Annotated in this window: 17 protein-coding genes, 1 tRNA gene and 1 pseudogene; 13 read left to right on the plus strand and 6 right to left on the minus strand. The window is 55.6% G+C overall.

The features are described 5' to 3' along the window. From Q1K23_RS04715 to Q1K23_RS04730, 4 genes and pseudogenes are all read right to left on the minus strand, one after another. Positions 1 to 186, minus strand: a pseudogene (locus Q1K23_RS04715) (YdcF family protein); the annotation flags it as partial. Next, positions 183 to 1,181 carry a phosphoribosylformylglycinamidine cyclo-ligase gene (gene purM / locus Q1K23_RS04720; protein WP_300362863.1) on the minus strand — a complete coding sequence of 333 codons (999 nt, stop codon included), beginning with the start codon at positions 1,179 to 1,181 and terminating at the stop codon, positions 183 to 185. The gene purM and the pseudogene Q1K23_RS04715, both read right to left, overlap by 4 nt. Then, complete coding sequence (locus tag Q1K23_RS04725; RefSeq protein ID WP_300362865.1) at positions 1,174 to 1,410, minus strand: phosphoribosylaminoimidazole synthetase; 237 nt, start codon at positions 1,408 to 1,410, stop codon at positions 1,174 to 1,176. The genes purM and Q1K23_RS04725 overlap by 8 nt, the downstream gene beginning before the upstream one ends. Before the next feature lie 43 nt (positions 1,411 to 1,453). After that, positions 1,454 to 1,759 carry an MTH1187 family thiamine-binding protein gene (locus tag Q1K23_RS04730; RefSeq protein ID WP_300362866.1) on the minus strand — a complete coding sequence of 102 codons (306 nt, stop codon included), beginning with the start codon at positions 1,757 to 1,759 and terminating at the stop codon, positions 1,454 to 1,456. Between the two features lie 62 nt (positions 1,760 to 1,821). Here Q1K23_RS04730 and Q1K23_RS04735 point away from each other — a divergent pair, with 62 nt between their 5' ends. The 5 genes from Q1K23_RS04735 to Q1K23_RS04755 all read left to right on the plus strand — a co-directional run bounded on the left by Q1K23_RS04735 (position 1,822) and on the right by Q1K23_RS04755 (position 5,234). After that, entirely contained in the window at positions 1,822 to 2,124 is a 303-nt protein-coding gene (locus Q1K23_RS04735; RefSeq protein WP_300362868.1) for a hypothetical protein, read from the plus strand. A 56-nt stretch (positions 2,125 to 2,180) separates the two neighbouring features. Beyond that, positions 2,181 to 2,996, plus strand: a complete 816-nt coding sequence (locus Q1K23_RS04740) for a hypothetical protein (protein ID WP_300362870.1) — start codon at positions 2,181 to 2,183, stop codon at positions 2,994 to 2,996. Position 2,997: 1 nt separating this feature from the next. Further along, on the plus strand, positions 2,998 to 3,588 hold the full coding sequence (coaE, locus tag Q1K23_RS04745; RefSeq protein WP_300362872.1) for a dephospho-CoA kinase: 591 nt from the start codon (positions 2,998 to 3,000) through the stop codon (positions 3,586 to 3,588). A 98-nt stretch (positions 3,589 to 3,686) separates the two neighbouring features. After that, positions 3,687 to 4,445 carry a diaminopimelate epimerase gene (gene dapF / locus Q1K23_RS04750; protein ID WP_300362874.1) on the plus strand — a complete coding sequence of 253 codons (759 nt, stop codon included), beginning with the start codon at positions 3,687 to 3,689 and terminating at the stop codon, positions 4,443 to 4,445. A 3-nt stretch (positions 4,446 to 4,448) separates the two neighbouring features. Then, positions 4,449 to 5,234 carry a glucosaminidase domain-containing protein gene (locus Q1K23_RS04755; RefSeq protein WP_300362875.1) on the plus strand — a complete coding sequence of 262 codons (786 nt, stop codon included), beginning with the start codon at positions 4,449 to 4,451 and terminating at the stop codon, positions 5,232 to 5,234. Positions 5,235 to 5,332: 98 nt separating this feature from the next. Here the strand turns inward: Q1K23_RS04755 and prfA are convergent, their stop codons facing one another. Then, positions 5,333 to 6,400, minus strand: coding sequence for a peptide chain release factor 1 (prfA, locus tag Q1K23_RS04760; protein ID WP_300362876.1), 1,068 nt, complete (start codon positions 6,398 to 6,400; stop codon positions 5,333 to 5,335). Positions 6,401 to 6,422: 22 nt separating this feature from the next. After that, entirely contained in the window at positions 6,423 to 6,692 is a 270-nt protein-coding gene (rpsT, locus tag Q1K23_RS04765) for a 30S ribosomal protein S20 (protein ID WP_300362878.1), read from the minus strand. Between the two features lie 101 nt (positions 6,693 to 6,793). On the opposite strand from rpsT, the gene glmM reads away from it, so the two are divergent. The 8 genes from glmM to Q1K23_RS04805 all read left to right on the plus strand — a co-directional run. Then, the gene (glmM, locus tag Q1K23_RS04770) at positions 6,794 to 8,134 is read left to right on the plus strand and encodes a phosphoglucosamine mutase (protein ID WP_300362888.1); all 1,341 of its coding nucleotides are present in this window, start codon (positions 6,794 to 6,796) and stop codon (positions 8,132 to 8,134) included. A gap of 8 nt (positions 8,135 to 8,142) precedes the next feature. Then, positions 8,143 to 8,577 (plus strand): signal peptidase II, encoded by a 435-nt coding sequence (lspA, locus tag Q1K23_RS04775; protein WP_300362880.1) that lies wholly within the window; start codon positions 8,143 to 8,145, stop codon positions 8,575 to 8,577. A 93-nt stretch (positions 8,578 to 8,670) separates the two neighbouring features. Beyond that, a tRNA-Val gene (locus Q1K23_RS04780) sits at positions 8,671 to 8,746 on the plus strand. A gap of 113 nt (positions 8,747 to 8,859) precedes the next feature. Continuing rightward, positions 8,860 to 10,683, plus strand: coding sequence for a threonine--tRNA ligase (gene thrS, locus Q1K23_RS04785; RefSeq protein WP_300362882.1), 1,824 nt, complete (start codon positions 8,860 to 8,862; stop codon positions 10,681 to 10,683). Then, positions 10,680 to 11,213, plus strand: coding sequence for a translation initiation factor IF-3 (gene infC, locus Q1K23_RS04790; protein WP_300362884.1), 534 nt, complete (start codon positions 10,680 to 10,682; stop codon positions 11,211 to 11,213). Before thrS ends, infC begins: the two co-directional genes overlap by 4 nt. 137 nt (positions 11,214 to 11,350) lie before the next feature. After that, complete coding sequence (gene rpmI, locus Q1K23_RS04795; RefSeq protein ID WP_300362886.1) at positions 11,351 to 11,548, plus strand: 50S ribosomal protein L35; 198 nt, start codon at positions 11,351 to 11,353, stop codon at positions 11,546 to 11,548. Positions 11,549 to 11,650: 102 nt separating this feature from the next. After that, a complete protein-coding gene (rplT, locus tag Q1K23_RS04800; protein WP_201352090.1) occupies positions 11,651 to 12,007 on the plus strand; it encodes a 50S ribosomal protein L20 in 357 nt (118 codons plus the stop codon). A 185-nt stretch (positions 12,008 to 12,192) separates the two neighbouring features. Continuing rightward, on the plus strand, positions 12,193 to 12,359 hold a 167-nt coding region (locus Q1K23_RS04805; RefSeq protein WP_300362890.1), incomplete at its 3' end, for an NAD-dependent epimerase/dehydratase family protein.

A 12,359-nucleotide genomic window follows, 5' to 3' on the forward strand; every position in this document is an offset into this window, starting at 1 on the left:
ATCTTCGAACAGTCGCAGAAGCGGGTTGGAGACAGGATCGATCGAAAGAAGGTACAGAAAAGAGGCGAAAGTCGCAAAAAAGATGCGCCAGGTGCGTACCTTCCATGCCGCCACCGCCAGCAGAAGAACGAGAAGACCCGGCGGAAGCAGCAGGGAGGTCAGGATTTTGGATACGACATAGATCAATAGAGCGTGACACCCTTTTCGCCGAGTTTCAGCTCACCGATGAGGTAGCCGTCGCTTTTCGCGAGCACGTCGTCGACATTTTCGGGACTGACGACGAGCACCATGCCGACCCCCATGTTGAAGGTGCGGAACATCTCCTCCTTGGCCACGTGGCGGCCGATGAGGTCGAAAATGGGAAGGGTTCTGATCTTTTTGGCCTCGATGACGGCGTGCATGTTGTCCGGGAGCACGCGGGGGAGGTTCTCCACCAGTCCGCCGCCGGTGATGTGGGCCAGGGCGTTGATCTTATCTTTGAGAGCTTTGAATGTCTTCACGTAGATGCGTGTCGGCGTCAGAAGCGTCTCGATGAGCGGCTTGCCCTCGAACTCGTCGTCGAACTTCATTCCCAGCTTTTCGAAGAGCAGTTTGCGCACCAGCGAGAAGCCGTTGGAGTGGATGCCGCTGCTGGGGAGCGCCACGAGCAGGTCGCCCTCCTTGACGTGTTCGAGACGGTTCATTTCGCTCTTTTCGGCGATTCCGACCGCGAAACCTGCCAGGTCGAAGTCCTTTTCGCTGTACATCCCGGGCATCTCCGCCGTTTCGCCGCCGATCAGGGCGCATTCGCTCTGGCGGCACCCTTCGGCGATTCCCTCGACGACCGCTTTGGCGTCCTCGACGTCGAGCCTGCCGGTGGCGTAGTAGTCGAGGAAGAAGAGGGGGGTGCCGAAGTTGCAGATGAGGTCGTTGACGCACATCGCGACCAGGTCGATGCCGACCGTATCGAGTTTCCCGCTCTCGATCGCCAGCTTCAGTTTGGTGCCGACACCGTCGGTGGCCGCGAGCATGACGGGCTCTTCGTAGCCGCCGGGCAGGGCGTAGGCGCCGGCGAAGGAGCCGATCCCGCCGATGACGTTCTTGTCGAACGTCGATTTGACCGCCGGTTTGATCGCTTCGACGAAAGCGTTGCCGGCATCGATGTCGACACCGGCGTCTTTATAGCTGACCCGATCACTCATTGGAACTGTCTTTGTTCCAGTCGCAGGGGCCGAAAACCTTGGTGAAGAACCAGAGGGAAGGGCAGAAGTTGGTGAAAGCCCAGACCAGCATCATGAGCATGATGAAGACCTGCAGGGCCACGCCGATTTTGAGAAAGAGAGCGTTGCCCGCCGCTCCCTGGGCCAGGAACATCAGCGCGATGCCCAGCATGATCGCCGTCAATATCCGTTGAATTCTTTCAGCACACATGGTCGTCCTCCATTATTTATGAAAATTGCGAAATTATATCACATTAACGGGACGCGAGGTGCTTTTGGATCGAGGCGATTTTCTGTTTCATCCGTCCCGACTTTCCCTTTCGGATGTCCATTTTGATCGTCGTGTAGACCCTGTTGCAATCGGGCTCGAGGACGGAGTAGGCCAGATCGATGACCCGGGTCGCCTCTTCGACGGTCTCGCATTCGAAGATCGTCCCCATCGGTGTCAGCTGAAAGTCGATCCCCTTCTCTTCGAACACCTTCATGATGCGGCTGACATAGGCGCTGACACTCTCTCCTTTGTCCGTCGGGAACATGGCGAATTCCACCAGTGCACTCATATTGGCTCCTTAGCTTTTTTGGAGTATTATAATCAATCTTTTTATTCGGGTGAGTTGAATCCATGATCAAACACAGCGGCAAAGTGCAGTTTCTCTTCTGGCTCTTCTCCTTCGCCGTCATGCTCTATATCTGGATCGTCTGGACGGCCGTGCAGACCTTCGTGCTGGTCGAAGGCCCTCTGGAGGAGCTGCCCCAGGAGAAGATCGCGCTCATTTTCATTCTCTACGGCCTTCTGGCGCTCAGTACGTTGGCGGGTACCGTCATCTCCATCTTCATCGGCAACAGACGCTACACCAACCGTTTCGGGGCGATGTTTCTGATCATTTTCATAACCTTTCTCGCCGGCAAAAGCATTTTTGGTTAAAAACGCTTTAAAGCGATTTTGATACAATCGTCGCAATTCAATATCTGGAGCGCAATATGTGGTTGACTCAGGGAGTCGTCGATATCGTAAAGAACGAGTACAGAGTGAAAGAGAAGCTCTTCGATCAGGATGGCGTGGCGGTTTTCGATTCGGGATATTTCGGAAAGATTCTGGTGGAGGACGATCGGGCGCTCTACTGCGAGCACGACAGCGCGATGCGTCACGAGGCGATGGTTCACACGGCGATGTGTACCCACGAAGAGCCAAAAAGGGTCCTCGTCGTCGACGGCGGTGACGGCGCCGCCGCGGCGGAACTCCTGAAGCACAAGGATGTGTCGATCGACGTGATCGAGCGGGATGCCGACATCGTCGACGCGGCGAAAGCCTTCGGCCGCTACACGGAAGCGCTGGAGAGTCCGCGCGTGAACCTCGAAGTGTGCGATACGCTGGCTTTTCTGGCCGACGCGGAGGAGGGGAGTTACGACATCCTCTTTTTCAACCGTTTCGACGAGCTCTATCTCGACGACAGAGCGGTCATGGCCCATGTCGTTAGAGTACTGACGGAAAAAGGGCTCGTGGTCATGGACGCCTCCAGCCAGCTCTTCGATATGGCGGGGCACAAAGCGGTACTCGCCGCGCTCTGCGGCGAGTTCAAGATCGTCATGCCTTTCCGTTACACCTCGATGGTGCGCACGGGCGGGGAGCAGTGGTTCGCGATGGGAAGCAGGTTTTTCCATCCTACGGCCGACATCAACCTGCAGCGGGCCGATCTGACCGACGGATACACCTGGTACAACAGCGATCTGCACATCGCCCAGTTCGCCCTGCCCACCGCCACGTTCGATCTGCTCAAAGAGTATGTAAAGCGCTGAGATGGCATTCAGATACGCCGTCGCCCTCACGGGGGGCATCGCCAGCGGAAAGTCGACCGTCTGTAATCTTCTGAAACTCTACGGACTGCGTATCATCGACGCCGATGCGATCGCCAGGGATCTGATCGACAAAGAGGCGTCGGCCATCGCCGAAATGTTCGGCGAAAGGTATGTCAAAGAGGGAAAAGTGGACCGCAAAGCGCTGGGTCGGCTCATCTTCGGCGACGAAGGGGCCCGAAGGGAGCTCGAACGCTTTTTGCATCCGAAAATCCGGGAGGAGATCGTCCGCCAGAGCGAGGAGCAGGACCGCCTCAAAGGGCCCTACATCGTCGATATCCCTCTCTTTTTCGAAACGGAGCACTATCCCATCGAGGATGTGATCGTCGTCTACGCGCCCAGAGAGGTGCAGAAACGCCGGCTGATCGAACGGGAGGGATTGAGCGAAGAGGAGGCCGAGGCGCGTCTGAACGCCCAGCTCGACATCGAAGAGAAGCGAAGGCGGGCGACCTGGGTCATCGACAACAGCGGCAACCTTAAAGATCTGCAGCGCGAAACGGAGCGCGTCTTCAACGAAATCACCAAATCACGGTAATCAAACTAATAACACCACTTAATATAAGCGGCCTTTAAGGTATGGTATAATTCCGCAGTTTTTTCGCATAGGTTAACGAAAAGTAAACAGGAGTTCCCATGACGGTCGGCAAATATTCCGCGAGCGGAAACGATTTTGTCATTTTCCATACCTTTGTCAAAGTTGACAGAAGCGCTCTTGCCGAAAAACTTTGCCATCGTCAGGAGGGTGTGGGTGCCGACGGACTCATCGTACTGCTTCCCCATACGCGCCACGATTTCGAGTGGCAGTTTTACAATGCCGACGGCAGTGAAGCCGCCATGTGCGGCAACGGAAGCAGGGCGGCGGCACTTTACGCCTTTTCCCACGGACTCGCGAAATCGACGATGAGCTTTCTGACCGGCGCGGGTGTCATCGAAGCGTCGGTCGAGGGTGACACGGTGACAAGCGAGTTGACACCTCCTGTCATTCAGCAAAAAGAGATCGAAGCGTATGGACGCCGGTGGTGGCTCATAGATACCGGCGTGCCGCACCTGGTGGCGCTGCAGGAGAGCGTGGAAAACTTCGACCTTAAGAAGGCGAGGGCGCTGCGCGAGCGATACGACGCCAATGTCAACATCGCCGCCATCGAGGATGGCCTGCTGCGTGTGCGCACCTACGAAAGAGGCGTCGAGGACGAAACGCTCGCCTGCGGGACCGGTATGGCCGCCTGTTTCCATAGGGCCCACCTGGAGGGAAAAGTTCCCGAAAAGATGGTCGTGGTGCCCACCGGCGGCGAAAAGCTGGAGCTGGCCGTCAAGGGGAAGACCCTGACACTCAAAGGGGCGGTCCGCCATACGTTCGACGCCCATCTGAACGACAAGATATTGGAGAAATAAGATTTGAAACGACTGTTGACCGGATTTCTGCTCGCATCGGCACTGCTCTTTGCCGACGGGCCTAGATCCTTTCCGAAAGAGTATTACACGATCAAGAACCCGCAGAAGCAGAAGGAGGAGTTCGTCAAGATCCTCTACCCGCTGATTCTCAAAGCCGAAGAGAGGATCGAAAAAGAGCGTGGCTTCGCCCAGGCCTTTTTCGCCAAACTGGAGCGGGGAGAGATCGTGACACCGGCCGAGCAGGAGAGGCTCAAGGCCCTGGCGAAAAAGTACCGGATCAAGAAACTCTACGACAAAGAGGAGTATCTCAAGCGCATCGACACGATCCCCGTCTCTTTGGTACTGGCCCAGGCTTCGATCGAGAGCAACTGGGGCAAAAGCCGCTTCGCGAAGGAGGCCAACAACCTCTTTGGCGAATGGACGTGGGGCAAAAAGGGCATCGTCCCCAAAAACAGGGAACCGGGCAAGAGACACAAGATCCGCATCTTCGACTCTCTCGAAGCGTCGGTGGCCTCCTACATGAAAAACCTCAACCGCCACTGGGCCTACGAAGAGTTTAGAAAAGCCCGCTATCTCGCCAGAAAGAGCGGCAAACCTTTCGACGGCTTCGTCGCCGCCAATTATCTTACACGCTACTCCGAACTGCGGGAGAAGTACAACGAAATGGTCAAGGAGAGGATCGCCAAAAACGACTTCAATCTCTACGACAACGCCGACGCCGCGCCTCTGCGAAAGGGTGGCGAAATGGCGATGCTTTCCAAACGCCTCTATCTAACGCAGCAATTTTAAAGTCAAGTCGATGAAATATTTTGCGCCGGAGCCCCGGCGCAACCCAATGACCGATGACAGCGTGCGAAGCACGCGAAACGACCAATGCCGAAGCGGGCCTACAGGCCCGCTTCTTTGATCGCTTCCGCCTGGTAGTGGGCGATCAGGGGTTCGATGATCTCGTCGAGCAGACCCCCTTCCATGATTTCGTTCAGGCGATAGAGGGTCAGGCCGATACGGTGGTCGGTGATGCGGTTCTGGGGGTAGTTGTAGGTGCGGATGCGTTCGCTTCTGTCTCCGGAGCCGACCTGCGCTTTCCGGTCGGCACTGGAGGCTGCGAGCTGCTCCTGCAGGTACTTTTCGTAGACACGCGCTTTGAGGATCTTGAGCGCCTTTTCCTTGTTCTTGTGCTGGGACTTCTCGTCCTGCATCGCGACGACGATGCCGGTGGGGATGTGGGTGATGCGCACGGCCGAATCGGTGGTGTTGACCGACTGCCCCCCGCAGCCGCTGGAGCGGTAGACGTCGATCTTCAGATCGTTCGGGTTGATCTGCACGTCCACATCCTCCACTTCCGGCAACACGGCGACCGTGACGGCGGAGGTGTGGATGCGCCCCTGCGACTCGGTGGCCGGGACACGCTGGACCCGGTGGGTTCCCGCTTCGTATTTGAGACGGCTGTAGACCTTCTCCCCCTTGATCAGCGCCACGATCTCCTTGTAGCCCCCCGCCTCGCTCTCGCTGGAGCTCTCGATCACGATTTTCCAGCCCTTGTTTTCCGCGTAACGGACGTAGGCCTTGAAAAGATCGCCCACGAAAAGGGCCGCTTCGTCTCCGCCGGTACCGGCGCGGATTTCGAGATAGATGTTTTTGTCGTCGTTGGGGTCTTTGGGGATCAGCAGCAGCTTGATCTCGTCGTTCATCTTCTCAAGCTGGGGTTCGAGCTCTTTGAGCTCCTCGGCCGCCAGCTCCCCCAGTTCGGGATCGGAGAGCAACGACCTGTTCTCCTCGATCGCTTCGACCGTGGCGATGTAGGCTTTGGCCTTCTCCACGAGGGGCTCGAGCTCCGACTGCTCTTTCGAGAGTTCGGTCATTTTCTTGATATCGCTGGTGATGTCGGGAGAGCTGAGAAGCGTCGTGATTTCGTTGTAGCGGTCTATGAAGGGCTGGAGTTTTTCTTTAAGCATCGGGATGACTCAGGCGCGCGGGTTACGCGGCGCTGAGTGCATTGACTTTGGATTGGAGGCGGCTCACTTTGCGGGCGGCGGTATTTTTCTTCAGAATACCTTTGCTGACATACTTGTGAAGTTCGCGGTTGGCGATCTTCATCGCTGCCGCGGCGGCCTCTTTGTCACCCGCCTCGACGGCTGCGAGAACGGCTTTCGTGATGTTTTTGATACGTGTTTTGTAGTAGCGGTTGCGGGCTGTACGCTTCGCGGTTTGACGAATACGTTTGATTGCCGATTTATGATGTGCCATGTGGTATAATCCTTGTCATTAGAAAATTTTGGGGAATCATAGCTTAAAATTTATTAAATTTAAATTAAATGTAAGATTTCTGAAGAGGGAGAATTTTGCTTATGAAACTTTTCGGCACCGACGGCGTCCGCGGTATGGCGGGCAGGGATCTCGACGCGTTCGTCGCGATGAAGCTCGCGATGGCGGCGGGCATCTACTTTAGAAAGACGGCCAAGACCAACAAGATCCTGGTGGGCAAAGATACGCGCCGAAGCGGCTATATGATCGAAAACGCCCTGGTGAGCGGCCTGACGGCCGTGGGCTACAACGTGATCCAGATCGGCCCCATGCCGACACCCGCCATCGCCTTTCTGACGGAAAACATGCGGTGTGACGCCGGGATCATGATCAGCGCCAGCCACAACCCCTACGAAGACAACGGGATCAAGTTTTTCGATCTGCACGGCGACAAACTGAACGAGAAGGACGAGGCGGCGATCGAGAAGATCTTCTTCGATACCGAACTGATGATCCACGAGCAGAAGACGGGCAAGGAGATCGGCTCCTCCAAGCGGATCGACGACGTGATCGGGCGCTACATCGTGCAGCTGAAAAACTCCTTTCCCACCGATCTGACTCTCAACGACGTCCGTGTCGTGCTCGATACGGCCAACGGCGCCGCCTACAAAGTGGCTCCCACTGTCTTCGAGGAGCTTGGGGCGGAAGTGATCGTCATCAACGACAAGCCCAACGGCTACAATATCAACGACAACTGCGGCGCGATGCATCCGGAGGCGCTGAGCGAAAAGGTCAGAGAGTACCGCGCCGACATCGGGTTCGCTTTCGACGGAGACGCCGATCGCCTGGTGGTCGTCGACGAGAGGGGCAACCAGGTCGACGGGGACAAGCTCATCGGAGCCCTGGCTCTTTTTATGAAAAAGAACGGACGCCTCAAGAACGACTGTGTCGTCGCGACGGTCATGAGCAACCAAGGGTTCGAGGATTTTCTGAAAAAGCACGGCATCGGACTGATCCGCTCCAACGTCGGTGACAAATACGTGCTCGAAGAGATGCAAAAAAACGGCTGCGTGCTGGGCGGCGAGCAGAGCGGCCATGTCATCTTCAGCGAGTACGCCAAAACGGGCGACGGACTGGTCACGGCGCTTCAGACGATCGCACTGATACTGCGCAGCGGGAAAAAGGCGAGCGAAGTGCTCAACCCGTTCGAACTCTACCCCCAGAAGCTGGTCAATCTCAAAGTGGGCGAGAAAAAACCGCTCGATTCCATCGAAGGGCTGAAGGAGAAAGAGGCTGCCATCAAAGCCGACGGCCTCAGATCTCTGATCCGATACAGCGGCACCGAAAACAAACTCCGCATCCTGCTCGAAGGCAAAAGCGCCAAAAAGATCGAAACCTGGATGGAGGATCTGGAGAAGTTTTTCAAAAAAGCGCTCAATGCATAGATCGCTCAATGCATAGATCGTGGCTCGTCTTTCTGCTCGCGCTCGCGGGCATCTATCTGATCGATCAGAGCATCAAGTCGATCTTCCTGGCCGGCTGGCGATGGGAGAGCGACTGTGTCTCGCTGACGCTCGTCTACAACCGGGGCGTCGCCTTTTCGATGTTCGCCTTTCTGGGACCCTGGCTCAAATGGATCCAGCTCCTTCTGCTGGCCGGGGTTTTGGGATATGTGCTGCACGGCGGCCATCTGAAGCGCTACAGCCTGCCTCTGGGGATACTCTTCGGGGCGGGACTCTCCAACATCGCCGACAGATTCGTGCACGGGGGCGTGGTCGACTATGTGGCGTGGCACTGCGGATTCGACTTCGCCGTCTTCAATTTCGCGGACGTGATGATCGATCTGGCCGTTGTTTGGATCTTGTTTCTAAATTTAAGAAATAATTAAAGTTCATTTTGTATAATTCCGTCACAAAATCTACAGCTCGATCCTTTTTTATGGAAAACGAGCAGATTTTCTGGTAAACTTACCGCATTGGATGGTCGCGTAGCTCAGTTGGTAGAGCACTACCTTGACATGGTAGTGGTCACAGGTTCAAGTCCTGTCGTGGCCACCATTTCTCTTCAATTTCTCTTCAAAATCCCGAAAAAACGCAACTTAAACCTTTTTTTATATTTCTTTCCTGTATAATACGTCTAATTTATCCATAAATTTTGTACAAGGAACTGCTTGGAAGAGAAAGAGATTATTGCCTACAAAGACAAAAACGGGCAGATTATAGACACCCAGACGGCTGCGGAGCTCGACTGCAGCGATTGTGAACCCATCTATTTCGACAACTCCCCCGAAGCACTCGAAGTGATCCGCCACTCCACGGCCCACCTGATGGCGCAGGCGATCAAACAGCTCTACCCCGAAGCGAAATTTTTCGTCGGTCCCGTCGTCGACGAGGGATTCTATTACGATTTCCGTATCGACGAGAAGATCGGCGACAAGGATCTCAAGAAGATCGAAAAGACGATGCAGAAGCTCGCCAACAAGAAGATCGATATCGAGCGCTACTGCATCCCCAGGAGCGAAGCGGAGAAGAAGTTCGCCGGGGACGACCTGAAGCAGGAGGTGATGAAGCGGATCGAAGACGACCGCCTGTGCATCTACCGCCAGGGCGATTTCGAAGACCTCTGCCGCGGCCCCCATGTCCCCAACACGAAGTTTCTGCGCAACTTCAAGCTGACACGCGTCGCGGGGGCCTATCTGGGCGGCGACGAGACCAAAGAGATGCTCACGCGCATCTATGGCATCGCGTTCGCCGACAAGGAGAGCCTCAAAGAGTATCTGGCGATGATCGAAGAGGCGAAGAAGCGCGATCACCGCAAGCTGGGCACGGAGCTGGGGCTCTTCATGTTCAACGAAGAGGCGGGTGCGGGGCTTCCCTTCTGGATGCCCAAAGGGGCGCGCCTGAGAGGGCGTCTCGAGCAGATTCTCTGGAGAGCCCACCGACGCCGGGGCTACGAGCCGGTCCGCGGCCCCGAAATCCTCAAAGCCGACATGTGGCGCACCAGCGGCCACTACGCCTGCTACGGGGAAAACATGTATCTGACCGAGATCGACGGGCAGGAGTACGGCATCAAGCCGATGAACTGCATCGGCCATATCCTGATCTACAAGAGGGATATCCACAGCTACCGCGAACTTCCCCTCAAATATTTCGAATACGGCGTGGTCCACCGCCACGAGCAGAGCGGCGTGCTCCACGGTCTTTTGAGGGTGCGCGAGTTCACCCAGGACGACGCCCACATCTTCTGTACCCCCGCGCAGATCAAGCCGGTCGTCATCGACGTGCTGGAGTTCGTCGACCGGGTCATGAAGATTTTCGGGTTCGAGTACGAGATGGAGATCTCCACGAAACCAGAAAAGGCGATCGGCGACGACGCCATCTGGGAGACCGCGACCACGGCGCTCAAAGAGGCGCTGGATGAGAACGGCTTCGAATACGGCATCGACGAGGGCGGCGGCGCCTTCTACGGGCCGAAGATCGACATCAAGATCACCGACGCGCTGAGACGCAAGTGGCAGTGCGGCACGATCCAGGTCGACTTCAACCTTCCCGAGCGGTTCGAGATGGAGTATATCGACGAGGACAACGAGCGCAAGCGCCCCGTCATGATCCACCGGGCGATTTTGGGAAGCTTCGAGCGCTTCATCGCGATTTTGACGGAGCATTTCGCCGGGGAGTTCCCGATGTTCATCGCGCCGACGCAGGTGATTTTCGTGCCGATCGCCAAGGACCATACGGCCTACGCGAAAGAGCTGGCCTCCGAACTGGCGGAGTTCGATATCGATTGCGAGATCGACGATCGCAACGAATCCCTCGCCAAGCGGGTGCGCATGGCCGAAAAACAGAAGGTGCCGATGATCGCCATCATCGGCGACGAAGAGGTCAAAAACCGCAAAGTGGCGGTGAGAGACCGAAGAAAACGCGAACAGTACGACCTGGACGCGGAAGAATTTATCCAACTCATCAAGGAGCAGACAAGTGAGGTCAGAATTTGAGTAAGAAGAACGATGTGATCATGAACGACGATATCAGAGCCCGTGAGGTTCGCCTGGTAGGCGATGATGGTACGCAGTACGGCGTGGTGAGCCGCGACGAGGCGCTGAACAAGGCGGCCGACATGGGGCTCGACCTCGTTCTGATCGCTCCGCAGGCCAACCCTCCGGTCGCCAAGATCATGGACTACGGCAAGTTCAAGTATCAGCAGGAGAAGAAGAAGAAAGAGGCGAAGAAGAAGCAGAAGCAGATCGAAGTCAAAGAGATCAAGCTCTCCGTCAAGATCGCCCAGAACGACATCAACTACAAAGTCAAGCACGCCAGAGAGTTTCTGGAGCAGGGCAAGCATGTCAAGTTCCGCGTCTTCCTGCGGGGCCGCGAGATGGCCAATCCCGAAGCGGGTGTCGAAGTGCTCAAATCGGTCTGGCCGATGGTCGAGGATATCGCCGAGCTCGAAAAGGGTCCCTTTCACGAAGGGCGCTACATCAACATGTACGTCGTCCCGAAAAAAGAGAAACCCGGGAAAAAATAGGGCGATCCCTTTCTCCCCCGGTACCCCGCGTCTTCGTGACGCGGTCCGTGCCATTTTGAATCCATCGCTTTTTTCGCTATAATTACGCCCCATTTTGCATACGGATTTTCCGTGTCGATCTTACAAAGGAGAAGTTCATGCCCAAAATGAAGACGGTACGCGGCGCTGCGAAGCGCTTCAAGGTCAAGAAAAGCGGCAAAATCAAACGCGGAAGCGCGTTTCGAAGCCACATCCTGACCAAAATGAGCCAGAAGCGCAAACGCCGACTCCGCAACGCCCAGTACGTTGCCGACGTCGATGCAGCACGTGTCAAAAACATGCTCGGAATGAAATAGTTCCAGACCCAAGCCAGTCGTTCCCCTCGCAAAAGAGGGCAAGTCCGGTCCATCCGGCACCGAAACATCACAAAGATGCCAAGGTAAAGAAAGGAAAAAGATATGCCACGAGTCAAAACAGGAGTCGTACGCCGACGCCGACACAAAAAGATTCTGAAGCTTGCCAAAGGCTTCTACAGCGGACGAAGAAAACACTTCAGAAAAGCGAAAGAGCAGGTCGAGCGAAGCCTCGTCTACGCCTACCGCGACAGAAAACAGAAAAAACGCGAATTCAGAAAACTCTGGATCATCCGTATCAACGCAGCGTGCCGTCTGAACGATATGAACTACTCCACTTTCATGCACGGGCTCAAAAAAGCCGGTATCGAGCTCGATCGCAAGATCCTCGCCGATATGGCCATGAACAACCCGGCAGCATTCGCAAAAATCGTCGAGCAGTCCAAAGCCGCTCTGGCGTAACCCGCGCTTTGCCGTCTCTTTGAGGCGGCGTTATCTCTCTTCAATTTCAAATAAATATCAACTTTTCGATATAATATTTATCTTAAATTTCTCTGTTCTCATCTCAGGTCGGTGTAAAAAACTTGAAAGCATTGGACCTGATGCTGTGAAAAATGTGAAAAAATCGAATTGGAAATAACTATCACATGAAAATACTTATTACAGGAACCGCAGGTTTCATCGGCTTCCACCTGGCCCAACGCCTTCTCGAGCGCGGCGACGAGATCGTGGGCCTCGACAATATCAACGACTACTACGACCAGCGGGTCAAATACGGCAGGCTCGAGCAGACTGGCATCGAAGGAGGCGCCGG

This window comes from Hydrogenimonas sp. (genome assembly GCF_029933015.1).
Classification (GTDB): domain Bacteria; phylum Campylobacterota; class Campylobacteria; order Campylobacterales; family Hydrogenimonadaceae; genus Hydrogenimonas.

Bases quoted from the DNA above. Each gene is read 5' to 3' on its own strand.
- purM (WP_300362863.1), bottom strand. From the start codon at position 1,181: ATGAGTGATCGGGTCAGCTATAAAGACGCCGGTGTCGACATCGATGCC.
- Q1K23_RS04725 (WP_300362865.1), bottom strand. From the start codon at position 1,410: ATGTGTGCTGAAAGAATTCAACGGATATTGACGGCGATCATGCTGGGC.
- Q1K23_RS04730 (WP_300362866.1), bottom strand. From the start codon at position 1,759: ATGAGTGCACTGGTGGAATTCGCCATGTTCCCGACGGACAAAGGAGAG.
- Q1K23_RS04735 (WP_300362868.1), top strand. From the start codon at position 1,822: ATGATCAAACACAGCGGCAAAGTGCAGTTTCTCTTCTGGCTCTTCTCC.
- Q1K23_RS04740 (WP_300362870.1), top strand. From the start codon at position 2,181: ATGTGGTTGACTCAGGGAGTCGTCGATATCGTAAAGAACGAGTACAGA.
- coaE (WP_300362872.1), top strand. From the start codon at position 2,998: ATGGCATTCAGATACGCCGTCGCCCTCACGGGGGGCATCGCCAGCGGA.
- dapF (WP_300362874.1), top strand. From the start codon at position 3,687: ATGACGGTCGGCAAATATTCCGCGAGCGGAAACGATTTTGTCATTTTC.
- prfA (WP_300362876.1), bottom strand. From the start codon at position 6,400: ATGCTTAAAGAAAAACTCCAGCCCTTCATAGACCGCTACAACGAAATC.
- rpsT (WP_300362878.1), bottom strand. From the start codon at position 6,692: ATGGCACATCATAAATCGGCAATCAAACGTATTCGTCAAACCGCGAAG.
- glmM (WP_300362888.1), top strand. From the start codon at position 6,794: ATGAAACTTTTCGGCACCGACGGCGTCCGCGGTATGGCGGGCAGGGAT.
- lspA (WP_300362880.1), top strand. From the start codon at position 8,143: ATGCATAGATCGTGGCTCGTCTTTCTGCTCGCGCTCGCGGGCATCTAT.
- rpmI (WP_300362886.1), top strand. From the start codon at position 11,351: ATGCCCAAAATGAAGACGGTACGCGGCGCTGCGAAGCGCTTCAAGGTC.
- rplT (WP_201352090.1), top strand. From the start codon at position 11,651: ATGCCACGAGTCAAAACAGGAGTCGTACGCCGACGCCGACACAAAAAG.